Source organism: Bradyrhizobium sp. SRS-191, assembly GCF_024586915.1.
In the GTDB taxonomy this organism is placed as follows: domain Bacteria; phylum Pseudomonadota; class Alphaproteobacteria; order Rhizobiales; family Xanthobacteraceae; genus Bradyrhizobium.
On the sequence record NZ_JANBVS010000005.1, the window covers coordinates 357416 to 373455 of the forward strand.

The 16040-nt window shown below is 66.3% G+C and carries 15 protein-coding genes; 5 read left to right on the plus strand and 10 right to left on the minus strand.

All coding sequences use genetic code 11. The features are described 5' to 3' along the window. Positions 1-101: 101 nt before the first annotated feature. From NLR35_RS12420 to NLR35_RS12435, 4 genes are all read left to right on the plus strand, one after another. A complete protein-coding gene (locus NLR35_RS12420; protein WP_257166814.1) occupies positions 102-1700 on the plus strand; it encodes a HAMP domain-containing sensor histidine kinase in 1599 nt (532 codons plus the stop codon). Between the two features lie 47 nt (positions 1701-1747). Continuing rightward, positions 1748-1945 (plus strand): DUF1289 domain-containing protein, encoded by a 198-nt coding sequence (locus NLR35_RS12425; RefSeq protein ID WP_257166815.1) that lies wholly within the window; start codon positions 1748-1750, stop codon positions 1943-1945. A gap of 25 nt (positions 1946-1970) precedes the next feature. Beyond that, positions 1971-2507 (plus strand): TIGR02281 family clan AA aspartic protease, encoded by a 537-nt coding sequence (locus tag NLR35_RS12430; RefSeq protein WP_257166816.1) that lies wholly within the window; start codon positions 1971-1973, stop codon positions 2505-2507. A gap of 61 nt (positions 2508-2568) precedes the next feature. Next, positions 2569-3588 carry a histidinol-phosphate transaminase gene (locus tag NLR35_RS12435; protein ID WP_257166817.1) on the plus strand — a complete coding sequence of 340 codons (1020 nt, stop codon included), beginning with the start codon at positions 2569-2571 and terminating at the stop codon, positions 3586-3588. Position 3589: 1 nt separating this feature from the next. Here NLR35_RS12435 and dusA read toward each other — a convergent pair whose 3' ends face one another. From dusA to NLR35_RS12485, 10 genes are all read right to left on the minus strand, one after another. Then, positions 3590-4579 carry a tRNA dihydrouridine(20/20a) synthase DusA gene (gene dusA, locus NLR35_RS12440; RefSeq protein ID WP_257166859.1) on the minus strand — a complete coding sequence of 330 codons (990 nt, stop codon included), beginning with the start codon at positions 4577-4579 and terminating at the stop codon, positions 3590-3592. A 291-nt stretch (positions 4580-4870) separates the two neighbouring features. Next, positions 4871-5764, minus strand: coding sequence for an amidohydrolase (locus tag NLR35_RS12445; protein WP_257166818.1), 894 nt, complete (start codon positions 5762-5764; stop codon positions 4871-4873). Positions 5765-5846: 82 nt separating this feature from the next. After that, positions 5847-6839 (minus strand): substrate-binding domain-containing protein, encoded by a 993-nt coding sequence (locus tag NLR35_RS12450; RefSeq protein WP_257166819.1) that lies wholly within the window; start codon positions 6837-6839, stop codon positions 5847-5849. A 48-nt stretch (positions 6840-6887) separates the two neighbouring features. Further along, the gene (locus tag NLR35_RS12455) at positions 6888-7895 is read right to left on the minus strand and encodes an ABC transporter permease (protein WP_306577409.1); all 1008 of its coding nucleotides are present in this window, start codon (positions 7893-7895) and stop codon (positions 6888-6890) included. A 31-nt stretch (positions 7896-7926) separates the two neighbouring features. Continuing rightward, positions 7927-9423: a sugar ABC transporter ATP-binding protein gene (locus NLR35_RS12460; protein ID WP_257166820.1), complete on the minus strand. Its 1497-nt coding sequence runs from the start codon at positions 9421-9423 to the stop codon at positions 7927-7929. A 35-nt stretch (positions 9424-9458) separates the two neighbouring features. After that, complete coding sequence (locus NLR35_RS12465) at positions 9459-11318, minus strand: TRAP transporter large permease subunit (protein ID WP_257166821.1); 1860 nt, start codon at positions 11316-11318, stop codon at positions 9459-9461. Next, positions 11315-12343 carry a TRAP transporter substrate-binding protein gene (locus NLR35_RS12470; protein ID WP_374940808.1) on the minus strand — a complete coding sequence of 343 codons (1029 nt, stop codon included), beginning with the start codon at positions 12341-12343 and terminating at the stop codon, positions 11315-11317. The genes NLR35_RS12465 and NLR35_RS12470 overlap by 4 nt, the downstream gene beginning before the upstream one ends. A 70-nt stretch (positions 12344-12413) precedes the next feature. Next, the gene (locus NLR35_RS12475) at positions 12414-13427 is read right to left on the minus strand and encodes a transketolase family protein (RefSeq protein ID WP_257166823.1); all 1014 of its coding nucleotides are present in this window, start codon (positions 13425-13427) and stop codon (positions 12414-12416) included. Continuing rightward, a complete protein-coding gene (locus NLR35_RS12480; RefSeq protein WP_257166824.1) occupies positions 13427-14275 on the minus strand; it encodes a transketolase in 849 nt (282 codons plus the stop codon). Before NLR35_RS12480 ends, NLR35_RS12475 begins: the two co-directional genes overlap by 1 nt. A gap of 14 nt (positions 14276-14289) precedes the next feature. Then, positions 14290-15039, minus strand: coding sequence for an SDR family NAD(P)-dependent oxidoreductase (locus tag NLR35_RS12485; protein ID WP_257166825.1), 750 nt, complete (start codon positions 15037-15039; stop codon positions 14290-14292). A gap of 109 nt (positions 15040-15148) precedes the next feature. Here NLR35_RS12485 and NLR35_RS12490 point away from each other — a divergent pair, with 109 nt between their 5' ends. Next, on the plus strand, positions 15149-16030 hold the full coding sequence (locus NLR35_RS12490) for a LysR substrate-binding domain-containing protein (RefSeq protein ID WP_257166826.1): 882 nt from the start codon (positions 15149-15151) through the stop codon (positions 16028-16030). Positions 16031-16040 lie beyond the last annotated feature (10 nt).

The window sequence follows — 16040 nt, forward strand, 5'->3', positions numbered from 1 at the left end:
GCAAATTTTTCGTTGTCTATAATCCGTCTTAAGGATTTCGAGCCAGTTATAGAGGATGCAGAAAGCAGCCCGCGCGGCCCCGGGCAGGATTTGTGTTGTTGATGAGTAAACCCGCGGAAAAGCCCGAGATCGTCGAGCTTCCGGCCGATGCGCCGGCGCTCGCTCCGGCAAGCCAGCGCCGCGCCGCGCAGCAACGGGTGCGCGAGGCGCGCGACCGGTTAACGTCGACATCCGGAACGCGGCCCGCCTTTGATCGCGAGCTGCTGCGCCAATATGCGCAGACCCGCATCTCCGCATCCTACATCGTCATCCTGCTGGTCGTGGCGACCGGCCTCATGCTCAGCGTCTGGCTGCATGCCATCGCCGCCGGCGCCTGGACGCTCGGCGTGCTTTGTATCCATGTCGCCATCGTCCGCAACTGCTCGAACTTCCTCAACGACCAGCCGTCGCTGGCGGCAACGCGGCGCTGGCGCACGCGCTTCGTACTGCTCGACCTGCTCTACGGCGTGTGCTGGATGGCGATCCTGATCCATCCGGCATTGGCCGAGGTGTCGGGCACCCTGATGATGTTCCTGATGCTGCTGGTGATCGCCGTCTCCAGCATGCTCGCGGCGAACCTGCCGATCGCTGCCGTCGCGGTCACCGCGCCGGTGACGGTCGCCATCACGCTGAGCCTGGCGCTGTCAGGCAACTTCGACAACTATCTGCTCGCAGGATTTGCGATCGCCGCCGAAGGCTATTTCGTGCTGCTCGCCCATCAATTGCACGCAACCACGCTCGCGACCCTGGAAGCGCGCGCGGAGAAGGATGCGCTGATTGGCGAGCTCGAGCAGGCCAAGGCGATCTCCGACGAAGCGCGCTACCGGGCGGAGGCCGCCAACGTCGCGAAGTCGCGCTTCCTCGCGCAGATGAGCCACGAGCTGCGCACGCCGCTGAACGCCATCCTCGGCTTCTCCGAGGTGATGAAGAGCGAGATCTTCGGCGCGCATGCGGTCCCGGTCTACAAGGAATATTCCGCCGACATCCACAATTCCGGCGTCCACCTGCTGAATCTGATCAACGAGATTCTCGACCTCTCGCGCATCGAGGCCGGTCGCTACGAGCTCAACGAGGAAGCGGTTGCGCTGGTCCACGTGATTGCCGACTGCCATCACCTGCTGAAGCTGCGTGCGACCAGCCGCGGCATCACCATTCACGAGGTGTTCGAGCAGAACATGCCGCGTCTCTGGGCGGACGAACGCGCGATCCGCCAGGTGGTGCTCAACCTGCTCTCCAACGCCATCAAGTTCACGCCGCAGGGCGGCGAGATCTGGCTGAAGGCCGGCTGGACCGCGTCCGGTGGTCAGTATCTCAGCGTCAAGGACACCGGCTCCGGCATCCCCGAGAACGAGATCCCGATCGTGCTCGCCTCGTTCGGCCAGGGCTCGAACTCGATCAAGTCTGCGGAACAGGGCGCGGGCCTGGGCCTGCCGATCGCCAAGAACCTGATCGAGATGCATGGCGGCACGTTCACGCTGAAATCGAAGGTCCGCATCGGCACCGAGGTGATCGTCACCTTCCCGCCGGAGCGCGTGATGTCGGCGCTCGCCCCGCTCTCGGACGAGGCGCCGCCGCTGCAACCGGATCCTGCGACAGCACCCGCTCAGGAGAAGCGGCGCCTGCTGCGCAAACCGATCATGAATGCCGGAACGGGACTGTGAGATGATGGCACTTGCAAAGCCGGACGAGAACCTCTTCAACTCGCAGCATGAGCCAGGATACCCCCTGCATTGCCGTCTGCATGATCGATCCGAAGACCAAGCTGTGCTTCGGCTGCGGTCGCACGCTGCCGGAGATCGCGCGCTGGGGCCGAATGTCGCGCGACGAGCGGCTGGCCGTGATGGACGGGCTGCCCACACGCCTGCACGACGCCGGACTGCCCGCGATGGCGCGCAAGCGCGACTGAGCGCCGCTCTCATCGGAGGCCGGGCATGAACAAGGCGGTACTGGTTCTTGTCACCATGGTGGTCACCGCGAGCGCCGTGATCGTCTACAAGGATCCCGAGCAGGCCGCGCTCGCCAGCGACACCGTCTCGGAGATGCTGCGCAGCCGGGCCTTCAGGGCCAAGGCAAGTCCGCCGACCAACGCCGTCGAGATCGAGCGCACCAGAGGCGGCGAGTTCGCGCTGCGCGCCAAGATCAACGGTGTGACCGCGCCGATGGTCGTCGACACCGGCGCCACCTCGGTGGTGCTGACCTGGGAGACCGCCAAGGCCGCGGGCCTGCCGCTCGAGCTCTTGAACTATGACGTCGACGTCGAGACTGCGGGCGGCCACACCAAGGCGGCCCGGCTGACGCTCGATCGGCTGGCGATCGGCAAGCTCGTGGAGCGCTCGGTGCCGGCGCTGGTCGTTCCGCATGGCCAGATGAAGACGAACCTGCTCGGCATGAGCTTTCTCGACCGGCTCGAACGCTTCGAGGTCCGCTCCGACCGGCTGATGCTGCACGGCTACCCCGAGCGCAGCTGAGGCGGCGGCTGCGGCGAACGCTGCCTTGCACGCGCGGCAGATCCCGGCCTACGCTCCCGCCATGGCCGATACCCCGCAGATCAAGCTCGCCCTGAACGAGACTCCGTTCGGCCCCTCGCCTGCGGCGATCGCGGCCATTCAGGCCGATCTCGCCGGCCTCGCCCGCTACACCGGCCGGGAGGTCGATGATCTCACAACGGCGATCGCCGCGCGCGAAAACATCCCCGCCGACCAGATCGTGCTCGGCGAGAACCTCAACGTGCTCGGGCTTTATCTCGCCGCTCACGGCGGTCCCGGCGGCACCTTCGTCTACTCCGAGCCGGGCTACACGGCGCTGGTCGACGCGGTGGCGCTGGCCGGCGGCCGCGTGATCGGCGTGCCGCTGAATGCGGCGCTGGAGAACGACCTGCCGGCCATCGCGGCGGCCGTGGACGAAACAACGCGCGCGGTCTATCTGGTCAATCCGCACAATCCCTCGGGCACGGTGAGCGACGCCGCGCTGTTCATCGAGGCGGTTCGCGCCTTGTCGTCGCGCACGCTCGTGATCGTCGACGAGGCCTATCTCGAATTCCTGCCGGACTTCGCCGCCCGCACCGTCACGCCGCTGCTCCGCGAGGGTTGCAATGTCGCGGTGTTCAGGACGTTCTCCAAGATCTACGGCCTCGCAAGTCTCGCCATCGGGTATACCCTGGCGCCGAAGCCGCTGGCCGCAGGACTGAAGCAGATAGGCATCGGCGCCTTCTTCGGGCTGAACCGGCTCAGTCTCGTGGCCGCGTTGGCGAGCCTTGGTGAGCACGACTACATCGTCGATGTTCGCGCCAAGGTCGCGGCCGAGCGCGAGGCTTGGCATGCGCTGCTGCGCGATCGCGGCCGCGGCTTCAGCGCCTCGCATGCCAATTTCGTGTTCTTCGATTGCGGCCGGCCGCATGCGGATGCGGCCGCGGCGCTCGCCGCCCGCGGCATCGACATCGGCCGCGCACAGCCGGGTTTTGCGACATGGCTGCGCATCTCGATCGGACTGCCGGACGAAAACGCGGTCGCGCGCCAAGCCGTGGCCGACCTGCTGCCGGCGAACGAATAGGTCAGGCGAGCGCGGCCACCGGCTGACGCTGCTCGATCATCGCGACCGCCTCGCGCAACACCTCGATCCCGGCGTCGGGCTTCACGCCGCGCTCGGAGAGGTGACGGCGGAAGGCGCGCGCGCCAGGCACCGCGTGATAGGCCCCGACGAGATGCCGCGTGATCGCGTGCAGCCGCGTCCCCTGCCCGAGCTGGCGTTCGATATAGGGCTCGAGCGCCGCCAGCGCGTCCTTCATGCTCGAATGCGGCGCGGCCTCGCCAAACAGCACGGGATCGATGTCGAGCAATCGCCACGGCTCCTGATAGGCGGCGCGGCCGAGCATCACGCCATCGACATGAGCGAGATGAGCTTGCGCCGCTTCGATGCTGCTGATGCCGCCATTGATGATGATCGGCACGTGCAGCAGCCGCGCCTTCAGCCGGTACACCCTGCCGTAGTCGAGCGGCGGGATGTCGCGGTTCTCCTTCGGCGACAGACCGTTCAGCCACGCCTTGCGCGCATGCACGATCAGCGCGTCGGCGCCACTGTCGACGACCGCATCCGCCAGCGCATCGAGCGCGATCTCCGGATCCTGGTCATCGATGCCGATGCGGCACTTGACGGTGACGGGAATGCGCACCGCGCGCTTCATCGCTGCGACGCAGGCCGCAACGAGCGCCGGCTCCGCCATCAGGCACGCGCCGAAGCGGCCATCCTTGACCCGGTCCGACGGGCAGCCGACATTCAGGTTGATTTCGTCGTAGCCGAAGTCTTCGCCGATCTTGGCTGAGGTCGCGAGATCCGCCGGATCCGAGCCGCCGAGCTGCAGCGCCACCGGATGCTCGCTGGCATCGAAGCCGAGCAGCCGCTGCCGGTCGCCGTGAATGACGGCCCCGGTCGTCACCATCTCGGTATAGAGCAGCGCCCGCCGCGACAGCAGCCGATGGAACACCCGGCAATACCGGTCAGTCCAATCCATCATCGGCGCCACGGAGAAGCGGCCGGCTCCCACCGATCCATATTTCAACGTCGACTCAAGCACTTGGAGAGGGATCCCCGATCCGGATCGCAAAGGGACGCAGCCCCTGCTGTCTCATGATGTCCGCGGCGGCCGCCGCTCGAAACAGGCAGGTAATGCCAACGGTCCCCGCTCGCAAGCGCAAAGACGGCAAGACCGGGCGTCGCCGGTCTCACCGTGTGCGGAGACAGTTGTGTCGCAGGCTGATGCGGCGGGCCGCGCGTCTTTCCATGCGGGCGCCTCTCAGGCACCCGAACAGCCTTCGCAGGCCCCCGCGCGCGGAGATCAGAGCCGGTAGTATCGTTCCGCGTTGTCGTGAAACAGCTTGCGGCGGTCGCCTGAGGCGAAGTCCGACGTGATCTCCTTGAAGGCATCGAACAGTTTGTCGTAGCTGCTGAACAGCTTGTCGACCGGGAAGTTGCTGGCGAACATGCAGCGTTCGACGCCGAAGGCCTCAATGGCGGTGAGCACGTAGGGGCGGAAGGAGTCGACCGTCCAGGTCCAGTCGCCCATGCCGAGACCGGAGATCTTGCACGCGACGTTCGGAGCCTGGGCCAGCAGCTTCATGCCGGTCTTCCAGGCCTCGAAATGATCGGGGCCATCGACCTGCATGCCGGTGTGGTTGAGGATGATCTGCGTGTCCGGAAAATCTCGCGCGAGCTCATAGGCCTCCTGCATTTGCGGGTAGTAGAGCTGAAGGTCGAAGGACAGGCCGAGGTCACGCAGCATGGCAAAGCCGCGCCGCCACTCCGGCTCGCGACAGACGCCGGGCCGGTCGAGATAGGTCTTGGCCGGATCGGCGTGATAGTTCAGCGACTGGCGGATGCCGCGGAAATTCGGATAGGCCAGGTGTCGTTCGAGCACGTCGCGCACGTTCGGCTGCGCCAGATTGGCATAGCCGACGATGCCGTGAGGAAAGCCGTGCTTGTCAGCGACGCCCTGCAGCCACTTCGTCTCGCCGACCGGATCCTTGGGATCGAAGCCGACGTCGAGATGGACCGACTTGACGACGTTCTGGTTCTTGCAGTCGGCGAGGAAGTCCTCGATCAAATAGCTGTGGTTGATCGCGGTGTAGTCGCCGAAGGCCGAGGGCTTCACGCCGTCGCTGAGCCACGGGTAATAGTGGTTCTCGAGATCGTAGAGATGGTGGTGCGGGTCGATGATGGGAAAATCGGTCATGGTGGCATCCTCGATCAGGGATCGTCCGGACATGGGTGCGGGCGCCCGATGAATCAGGCGCCCGCTGCGATGCCTTGCGCGATCAGTAGTCGCCGGCGGACGGCGGATAGACGCGCTTCAGCTTGGCCTGGGCTTCCGGCGTGCCGACATTGCTGGAGGTCACGAGCGACAGCGGCAGCGGCAGGCTCTGAGTCACGGCCGCGCCGGTCAGGGCGTTGTAGACCTGCTGCACGCCCTCGATGCCCTGCCCGCCGGCCTCCTGCAGGAACAGGCCCTGCACGACGCCTTCACGCAACAGCTTGACGGTGGTCGGGCTGCCATCGGATGTGGCGAGGCCGACCTTGCCGACGAGGCCGCGGGTCTGCAGCGCCTTGGCCGCGCCGGTCGCCGCCTCATCATACATACCGTAGATCGCCTTGACGTCGGGATGCGCGGTCAGGAGGTCGTTGGCCTGGTCGACGGCTTCGCGGACGGTCAGGCCCTTGGTCTGCAGAATCTGCACCAGCTCGCAACCATCCGCCTGGAACGACTCCTTGGCGCCGGCGAGATATTTCTGCGCATTCTCGCGATCCTGCGGCAGTGACAGCATCCCGACCTTGTTGCCGCCGCGCTCCTTGGCGAGCGCGCAGACGAACTTGCCTTCGGCCTTGCCGCCGTCGAAATTGTTGGCGGTCACCGCCGACGTATAGTCGGTCTCGCCCGGCTGCGGGCCGATGCCGGCAAACGCGATCGGGATCTTCTTCTCCTTCAGCAGCTTCAGCACCGGCGGCGTGCTGGTCGAGCTGACCGGACCCATCACGATGGCGTCGACGCCGCGGGTGATCGCGGTGCGCACGTTGGTCATCTGGTCGGCCGGCGAATTGTGCGAATCCATCTCGATATAGGTCATGCCGAGCTCGGCCGCCTTGGTCTTGGCGCCGTAGCCGACCCACTGCCAATAGGAGATGTCGAGCGACGGCGCGATATAGGCGACCGTGAACTTCTTCGCGCCCTCGGCGGCAGATGCCGGCTGCAGAGCCGCGGCCATGACGGCTGAGACAGCGATGGCGAACAGGCCTTGAGATCGTCTTTTCATGCTTTCCTCCAAGTGTTTTATGAACGTTTCGTGGGTGGTGCAGCTATCTCAGCTACGGACCTTCGTGGCGCGGTCGATCAGGACCGCGACGAGGATGACGGCTCCCGTGACGGTTCCTTGCCAGAAGCTGTTGATGCCGATCAGGTTGACGCCGTTCTGGATGACCGTGATCATGATCGCGCCGAGCATGGCGCCGATCGCCGAGCCGGTGCCGCCGAACAGGCTGGCGCCGCCGATCACGCAAGCCGCGATCGCCTGCAGCATGAGGTTGGCGCCGGCGGTCGATTCCGAGTTGCTGATGTAGGACAGGCTCAGCAGGCTGGCGAAGGACGCCGCCAGGCCGGACGCGACATAGACGCCGAAGCGCACGCCGTGCACGGGAATGCCGAGCAGACGGGCCGCCTTGTCGTTGCTGCCGATGGCGAACACCCAGCGGCCGACGACGAGCTTGCGCAGCACGAATTCAAGGGCGATCACGGCAATGGCGCAGAACAGCACGAAGTTGGTGACGCCGGGGATCAGCTCGCCGCCATTGAGCTTCCAGAAATTCGCATCCGCAATCGCGATCGAGTGACCGTCGGTGATGACGAAGGAGAGACTGGCGCCGATCGCGTAGGTGATCAGGGTGACGACGAACGGTGCGAGGCCGACGATGGTGACGAGGCCGCCATTGATCGCGCCGACGGCCGCGCCGACGCCGAGGCTGATCAGGCAGGCGATCGGCCACGGCAGGCCGGCGGAGAAGCACAGGCCTGCGACCATGCCGGTCAGCGAGAAGGTCGAGCCGACCGACAGATCGATGCCGCTGGTGGCGATCACCAGGAACACGCCGAGCGACATCAGGATCAGCGGCGCAGCCGCCTGGGCGATGTTGGCGAGATTGCCCCAGGTCAGCACGTAAGGCGACCAGAAGCTGATACCCACGAGCAGAACGACGATAGCGATCGCGATCGCGATCTCCGAGCGATAGGTGCGCGTCAGCCGGACGGCCAGTGAGGCGCGCTTGCCAGGCTTGGGCCGCTGGGCCGCGCGCTGATCGATCACCACTTCCGTCATGTTATCCTCTTGCTTGCTCATGCGCCGGCAGTCACGCCGCCATTCCGGTCGCGCGCGACAGCGAGACCTCGTCGAGCTCGTCGTGCCCGAGAATGCCGCTGACCTGGCCGCCGAGATCGAAGGCGATCACCCGGTCGCAGACCGCGATCAGCTCGGTGAACTCGGTCGACCACCATACCACGACGCAGCCCGCGGCGGCGGCATCGCGGATCATCGCGTAGATCTCGCGCTTGGTGCCGATGTCGACGCCGCGCGTCGGCTCCTCCAGCACCAGGATCTTCGGCGCCGGCGCGAGCCAGCGCGCCAGCAACAGCTTCTGCTGCGTGCCGCCGCTCACGGTCTGCGGCAGCGCGTCGATCGAGCTCGCCTTGATCGACAGCGTATCGAGCGCGGTCTGCGCGGCCGCGGCTTCGCCTGATGAGGCCAGGATATGGCGGCCGGCGACCCGTGCGGCCGCGACGATGTTGTCGAGGATCGGCAAGGTCGCGAGGATGCCCTTCTCGGCGCGATCGCCGGAGACGTAGCCGACCCCTGCCCTCACGGCTTGCGCGGGACTTGCGAATGTCACGTCGGTGCCATCGATCGTGAGGCGCCAACCGCCGGACCGCCGCGCACCGATCAGGGTCTCGATGACGCCGGACGGCCCGGCGGGCGCACCGGCAAGCCCGAGCACCTCGCCCGAGCCGACGCTCAGGGAGACGCCCGAACCGCGGAGCACAATCTGCGTGCGTGCCGAGGTAGCGATCGTGCTGCGCGGCGCAGCCTGCGGCAAGGCGCTGCTCTTCTGCCCCATCGCCTCCACGATCGCCTCATCGCTGATCTCGGAGAGCGACGCGCGGTCGAGCACCGAGCGCCCGTCGCGCAGCACGGTGCAGACGTCGGCGAGCGCGCGGATCTCGCCCATGCGATGCGACACCAGGAGCGTGCTGATGCCCTGCTGCGCCAGGCGGCGGAGAATGCCGAACAGCCGCTCGGTCTCGGAGAACGTGAGATTGGCGGTGGGCTCGTCCAGCAGCAGGACGCGTGCGCCGGAGCTCAGCGCCCGGGCGATCTCGACGAACTGCCGCTCGTGCAGGTCGAGCTGCGCCACCGGCCAGTCCAGCGCCCGCTCCGCCAGCTCCTGGTCGACCAGCGCCAGCGCGGCATGCGCCTCCTCGAAGCATTCAGCCTCGCTCAGCCGCGCAAGAGCGCGCTTGCGATGCGGCAAGGTGATGTTCTCGGCCACCGACAGATGCGGCAGCAGCGCCAGCTCCTGGAACACGACGGCGATCGCATTGGCGTCGGGATCCTCGCGGCCGTCGATGCTGATTGATCCGCCATCATGGCGGTGCGAGCCCGAGATGATGCGGATCAGGGTCGACTTGCCCGCACCGTTGCCACCGAGCAGCGCGTGAATCTCGCCGCGCCGGATCCGCAAATTGGCGCCGCGCAGCACATGCGTGGCTCCAAAGCTCTTCTCGATGGCCTTGGCTTCGAGGACGAACGAAGTGGCGTTCGTCTCGCCTTGGGTCTCACGCACCGCTGACATGTCAGAACTCACGCTCACCTGCTTCATCCCGATGCTCAGAGGAATCCGATCGACAGCCAGGGGATGAAGGCCACGAGCAGCAGACCGAGCACGAGCGCTCCGAGATAGGGCCAGATGCGCGTCAGCCCGGCATTGGGATCAATCTGACCGATCGAGCACGCGGCGTAGTAGCCGAGGCCGAAGGGCGGCGCGAACAGGCCGATGCCCATCGCCAGGATGATCACCATCGCGTAGTGCACCTCGTGCACGCCGAGCAGCTTGGCGGCCGGGAACAGCAGCGGCCCGAACAGCACCATCGCCGGCAAGCCTTCGAGAATGCTGCCGAGCAGAATGAACACCCCGATCGAAATCAGCAGGAAGCCGTATTTGCCGCCGGGCACCGACGTCATCATCGCCGCCAGCGCGTGCGAGAAGTTCGATTGCGTGAGCGCCCAGGCCATCGCAGTCGCCGCGCCGATGATGAAGAGAATCGCGCCCGACAAGGCCGCGGTGTGGACCAGCGCCAGATAGAGCTTGCGCCAGTCGAACCGGCGATAGACCAGCAGGCCGACGATGATGGCGTAGGCGATGCCGATGGTCGACACTTCGGTGGCTGTCGCCACGCCTTCCGTGACGGCGGTGCGGATCAAGACCGGCAGCAGCAGCGCGGGGATCGCGGTGATCAGCGCCGCGCGGATCGTAGCCCAGGACGCACGCTCACGGATGATCCCCTCCGGCTCGACCATGCGGCGCTTGGCGACGATCGCCAGCGCCACCGCCAGCACCAGGCCCGGGACGATGCCGCCGGTGAACAGCGCAGAGATCGAGACGCCGGCGACAGAGCCGATGATGATCAGCACGATCGAGGGCGGGATGGTCTCGGCCATCGCGCCGGAGGCCGCGAGCAGCGACACCAGCTCGCCGTCATGGATGCCGCGCCGCTTCATGTCGGGAAACAGCACCGGCGCAACCGCGGCCATGTCGGCCGTCTTGGCGCCGGAGATGCCGGACACGAGCAGGATCGCGCCCAGCAGCACATAGGACAGGCCGCCGCGGACATGGCCAACCAGCGACACCAGGAAGCCGACCATCGCCTCGGCCATTCGCGTCATCACGATGAGATGACCAAGCAGGATGAACAGCGGGATGGCGAGCAGCACCAGCGAGGAGACACCCTCGTCGATGCGGCTGGTGACGACCTCGAGCGGTGCGGTGGTGACCGTCAGCAGATAGGCAACGGTGGCGAGGCCGAAGCAGAATGCGATAGGCACGCCGGCGAGCACGGCCGCGCCGAGCAGCAGCGCGAAGAAGACGATGAGATTCCAGTTGCCGAGCGCCTTCAGCGCCGGCGCGGCGCCCCACAGCACGAGCGCAATGGCCGCGAGCAGCACCAGCGTGATCGCGAGATCGCGCGAGGCATGGCGGGTCATGCGCAGCAACGCGGTCGCGAGCATCAGGCCGATGCCGACCGGCACGGCGCCGGCGCGCAGGCTGTCGGACAGCCCGAGCGCCGGCGTCTCGACGAAAGACTGGCCATGGGCGTAGTCGATCGCGGGATGCAGCAGGATGCCCAGGAACAGCGCCGGGGCCATCAAGGCAAGGCTCTCCAGCACCGCGCGCACGCGCGGGCTGACGCGGTCGACCAGCGCGGTCATCCGCATGTGCTCGCCACGGCTGAGCGCAAGCACCGCGCCGAACATCGCGAGCCAGAGAAAGGTGATCGACGCGAGCTCGTCGGCCCAGGTCAGCGGCCGGTTGAAGACGAAACGCGACGTCACACCGGTGAACAGGATCCCGACTTCCGCGACCAGGGCGATCACGGCCGGAATCTCGATCAGCTTCGTCAGGACCCGTTCGAGCCCGTCGACGACGCCGTGCTTCGTGGAGGCTGCCAAGGACGCGTCGACGCTGTTCATCCGAGCTCTCCGACGTTGGACTGCAGGATGGTCCAGGCCTCCTCGCCGAACTTGCCGCGCCAATCCTTGTAGAAGCTGCTCTTGCCGAGCGCGGTGCGGAACGCGTTCTTGTCGACGTCGACGAAGGTGAAACCCTTGGCGGCGAGATCGGCGCGCAGGCTCTGGCTGAGCGCGGCGATGTCGGCGCGCTCGTCGTCGGCCGACTTGCCGAACTCGCGGGTGACGATCGCCTGCAGGTCCGACGGCAGCTTGCCGAAGGCGGCGCGGTTGCCGAGGATCCAGTAGGCGTCCCAGACATGGCTGGTGAGCGAGCAGTATTTCTGGACCTCGTAGAGCTTGGCGGTCGCAATGATCGGCAGCGGGTTCTCCTGCCCCTCGACCACCTTGGTCTGAAGCGAGGTGTAGACCTCGTTGAAATTGATCGGGGTCGGACCGGCGCCGAGCGCCTGGAACAGGCTGGTCAGGATCGGCGCGGCCGGCACGCGAATCTTGAAGCTCTTGAGATCATCCGGCGTCTTGATCTCGCGGGTCGACGACGTGACCTGGCGAAAGCCATTGTCCCAGGGTTTTGAGAGCGCGATGGCGCCGGTCTTCTCGATGTCCTTGCGAATGTGATCACCGAGGCTGCCGTCCATCGCCTTCCACACCTGATCGTAGGACGAGAAAGCGAAGCCGGTGTTGACGATGCCGGCGAGCGGCACCCGCGTGGCGAGCACGGAGCTCGCGATGTTGATCGCATCGACCGCGCCGACGCGAACCTGCGAGATCAGGTCCGTATCGGAGCCGAGCTGATTGGCGGGATAGAGGTTGATCTCCAGGCGGCCGCCGCTGGCTTCCTTGATGCGGTTGGCGGCCTCTTGCGCCCGCTTGTTGACCGGATGCGACGGGTCCTGCCCGGTCGCAAGCTTCATCGTGAACTCGGCCGCGTTCGCATAACGCGAGATCGCGAATGTGAAAGGCAGAGCTGCTGCTGCCGTGATCAATTGCCGACGCGTCGTCCCCTTGGTCCCCTTGCGCATTTCCATCCCTCCAGTATGAAATTATTTTTATGGGCCGGCGCCATGGCGCCGGCGATGAATGAGAGCGGTTGGCCCGCTATGTGAGCCAGCCCTTCACCTGCCTTGCGACCTCCGAGAGCGAGATGCCGTAGCGGTCGTGCAGCGTCGGCAGCGCGCCGGCGTCGAGGAATTCGTCGGGTATCCCGATCTGCCGGAACGGCACGTGCACCCCCGAACGCATCAACACCCCGGCGACAGCCTCGCCGAGACCGCCGATCAAGGTATGGTTCTCGGCGACCACCACGAGACGCCCGGATCGGCCGGCCTCGCGCAGGATGGTCTCGGCGTCCAGCGGCTTGATCGTCGGCACGTGCAGTACGGCGACATCGACGCGATCATCGGATAGCGCCTTGGCCGCCTCGAGCGCGCGCATCGTCATCAGGCCGGACGAGATCATCAGCACGTCCCGGCCGTCGCGCAGCAGCTTGGCCTTGCCGAGCTCGAATTTGTAGTCGTACTCGTCGAGCACCAGCGGCACCTGGCCGCGCAGCAGGCGCATGTAGACCGGCCCCTGATGGGCGGCCATCGCAGGCACGACCTGCTCGATCTCATGCGCGTCGCAGGGATCGATCACCGTCATGTTCGGCATCGCGCGCATCAGCGCCAGATCCTCGGCCGCCTGGTGGCTCGGGCCGTAGCCGGAGGTCAGGCCGGGCAGCGCGCAGACGATCTTCACATTGCGATCTTCCTCGGCGATCGTCTGATGGATGAAGTCGTAGGCGCGGCGCGAGGCGAACACGGCGTAGGTCGTCGCGAACGGCATGAAGCCTTCGGCGGCGAGGCCCGACGCGGCGCCGAACAGCAGCTGCTCGGCCATGCCCATCTGATAGTAGCGATCGGGAAACTCCTTCGCGAAGATGTGCAGATCGGTGTATTTGCCGAGGTCCGCCGTCATACCGACGATTTCGGGCCTGTGGCGCGCCAGTTCGACCAGCGCGTGGCCGAACGGCGCCGGCTTGGTGCGCTGCCCCTCGGAGGCGATCGAGGCGATCATCGCCGAGGTCGTCAGGCGCGGCTTGCTCAGATCCGGAGCGGGTCTTGTCGATTTCATCAGGGCCTCCCGGCGTCGAGCGCGGCGATCGCGAGCTGCCATTCATACGGCTCGACGCGGATGAAGTGGTTCTTCTCGCGTTGTTCGAGGAAGGGCACGCCCTTGCCCATCAACGTGTCGGCGACGATCATGCGCGGCTTCGGCGCTTCGAGCATCTTGGCCGCGTCGAAAGCGGCGACCACGGCGTCGAGATCATTGCCGTCGACGCGCTGCACGAACCAGCCGAAGGCTTCCAGCCGGTCCACCAGCGGCTCGAAGCTCATCACCTGGGTCGAGGGGCCGTCGGCCTGCTGATTGTTGACGTCGACGATCCCAATCAGGTTGTCGAGCTTGTAATGGCTGGCGGACGAGATCGCCTCCCACACCGAGCCCTCGTCGAGCTCTCCGTCGGAGAACAGCGTGTAGACGCGCGAGGACGATTTCTTCCGCTTCAGCCCAAGGCCCATGCCGACGGCGATGCTGAGGCCGAGGCCCAGCGAGCCGCCCGACATTTCCATGCCCGGCGTGTAGGACGCCATGCCGGACATCGGCAGCCGGCTGTCGTCGCTGCCGTAGGTCTCGAGCTCGGCCTCAGGCACGATGCCGGCCTCGATCAGCGCGGCGTAAAGCGCGATGGCGTAGTGACCGTTCGACAAAAGAAAACGATCGCGCTCCTCCCAAGTGGGATCCTCGGGCCGGTAGCGCATCGCGTGAAAATAAGCCGTCGCCAGCACGTCGGAGATATCGAGCGCCTGGGCGATGTAGCCCTGCCCCTGCACCTCGCCCATGCGCAGCGCATGGCGGCGGATATTGTAGGCGCGCTGCGCCAGGGTCGGCGCGTTGACGAGCCGGTTGGTTGCGGTGTCCATGATCTCAGACCTTGCTAGTGGATCAGCATGCCGCCGTTGACGTCGATCACCGCGCCCGTGACATAGGCGGACAGATCCGACGCCAGGAAGGTGTAGATGCCGGCGACATCGTCGGCGGTGCCGAGACGGTTCAGCGGAATGCCCTCGAGGATCTTGGCCTTCATCTCATCGGTCAGCTTGCCGGCCGTGATGTCGGTGCCGATCAGGCCGGGCGTCACGCAGTTGACCCGGATGCCGTCATTGCCGAACTCGCGCGCCATCGCCTTGGCGAGGCCGAGCACGCCGGCCTTCGCGGCGGAGTAATGCGGGCCGCCGAAAATGCCGCCGCCGCGCTGTGCCGAGACCGACGACATGCAGGCGATCGAGCCCGATTTGCGGGCGCGCATATGCGGGATCACCGCCTGCGACAGGAACAGCACGCCCTTGAGATTGACGTCCTGGATGCGATCCCAATCGTCCGGCGTGATGTCGAGCAGCTTGACCGGCTGGGTGATGCCGGCATTGTTGATGAGGATGTCGATGACGCCGAACTTGGCGACGACCTGCGCGACGGCGTCATTGCAGGAGCTCTTGTCGGCGACGTTGCAGCCGAGCCCGAGATGCTGATCGCCGAGCGTCGCAGCCGCATCGGCTGCCGCAGCTGCATCGATGTCGAGGATGGCGACGCGCGCCCCTTCGGCGGCGAACCGTCGCGCGGTAGCGAGCCCGATGCCGCGCCTCGAAGCTGCGCCCGAGATGATCGCCGTTTTGCCGCTGAGCAGCATCCTTAGGTCCTCCCAAAGTGTCGTTGTGTTGGGCTTGACCATGGCGGGGCGGAGAGGCGACGACAAACGCACAGTTGTCACGGATAAATGAATCTGGTTCACTCATGGCATGCTGTCCAATATCCCGATCTCGTCAATCAAGGCGTTTGAGGCCGCCGCCCGGACCGGTTCCTTTCGCGATGCAGCGAATGAGCTTCACCTGACGCCGAGCGCGGTGAGCCACGCCATCCGCAAGCTGGAGACCACCCTGCGCACGGTGTTGTTCGAGCGCACGGCACGGTCCGTGCGGCTGACGCCGGCCGGCGAGAACCTGATGCGCCATGCCGGCGCCGCCTTCGACCAACTGCGCCGAGGCCTCGAAGAGGTCGCCGCACGCGGTCCGCAACTGGTCCGCGTGCATTCGGCGCCGAGCTTCGCGGCGCAATGGCTGACGCCACGATTGGCGCGCTTCCTCGCCGCCCATCCGAAGCTCGAGGTGCGGCTGTCGGCCAATACCGACTATGCGCGTTTCAAGAACGACGATTTCGACATCGACATTGTCTACGGCCAGCCGCATGCCGAGGGCGTCGAGGTCGTTCCGCTCGCGGAGGAGACCGTGACGCCGCTATGCGCGCCGGCGCTGGCGGCGACGATCAAGCGGCCGGCCGACCTGCTGGACCGGACGCTGATCCGCTCCGATGTCAAGCAGGTGCAGTGGCACCAATGGTTCGCCGCCAACGGCCTCGAGGCTCCTGCCCTGCACGGCATGCGCTTCGACCGCAGCTTCCTGGCGCTGGCGACTGCCGCCGAAGGCCTCGGCGTTGCGCTTGAATCAACCCTGCTGGCCGAGCGCGAGCTCGCCGCAGGACGTCTCGTGGCGCCGCTCGCGGGCCGTGCGAACGACGTGCGCTACGTCGGCCATCGCCTGGTGTTTCCGCGCAACGCTCACCAACGTACGGCCGTACGCGCCTTCGCGGACTGGATTACATCCGAGCTCAGTTCAAATGGCTGACGACGCTCGT

Bases quoted from the DNA above. Each gene is read 5' to 3' on its own strand.
- NLR35_RS12435 (WP_257166817.1), top strand. From the start codon at position 2,569: ATGGCCGATACCCCGCAGATCAAGCTCGCCCTGAACGAGACTCCGTTC.
- NLR35_RS12450 (WP_257166819.1), bottom strand. From the start codon at position 6,839: ATGAAAAGACGATCTCAAGGCCTGTTCGCCATCGCTGTCTCAGCCGTC.
- NLR35_RS12465 (WP_257166821.1), bottom strand. From the start codon at position 11,318: ATGAACAGCGTCGACGCGTCCTTGGCAGCCTCCACGAAGCACGGCGTC.
- NLR35_RS12425 (WP_257166815.1), top strand. From the start codon at position 1,748: ATGAGCCAGGATACCCCCTGCATTGCCGTCTGCATGATCGATCCGAAG.
- NLR35_RS12420 (WP_257166814.1), top strand. From the start codon at position 102: ATGAGTAAACCCGCGGAAAAGCCCGAGATCGTCGAGCTTCCGGCCGAT.
- NLR35_RS12430 (WP_257166816.1), top strand. From the start codon at position 1,971: ATGAACAAGGCGGTACTGGTTCTTGTCACCATGGTGGTCACCGCGAGC.
- NLR35_RS12445 (WP_257166818.1), bottom strand. From the start codon at position 5,764: ATGACCGATTTTCCCATCATCGACCCGCACCACCATCTCTACGATCTC.
- NLR35_RS12455 (WP_306577409.1), bottom strand. From the start codon at position 7,895: ATGACGGAAGTGGTGATCGATCAGCGCGCGGCCCAGCGGCCCAAGCCT.
- NLR35_RS12470 (WP_374940808.1), bottom strand. From the start codon at position 12,343: ATGGAAATGCGCAAGGGGACCAAGGGGACGACGCGTCGGCAATTGATC.
- NLR35_RS12460 (WP_257166820.1), bottom strand. From the start codon at position 9,423: ATGTCAGCGGTGCGTGAGACCCAAGGCGAGACGAACGCCACTTCGTTC.
- NLR35_RS12490 (WP_257166826.1), top strand. From the start codon at position 15,149: ATGCTGTCCAATATCCCGATCTCGTCAATCAAGGCGTTTGAGGCCGCC.
- NLR35_RS12475 (WP_257166823.1), bottom strand. From the start codon at position 13,427: ATGAAATCGACAAGACCCGCTCCGGATCTGAGCAAGCCGCGCCTGACG.
- NLR35_RS12485 (WP_257166825.1), bottom strand. From the start codon at position 15,039: ATGCTGCTCAGCGGCAAAACGGCGATCATCTCGGGCGCAGCTTCGAGG.
- NLR35_RS12480 (WP_257166824.1), bottom strand. From the start codon at position 14,275: ATGGACACCGCAACCAACCGGCTCGTCAACGCGCCGACCCTGGCGCAG.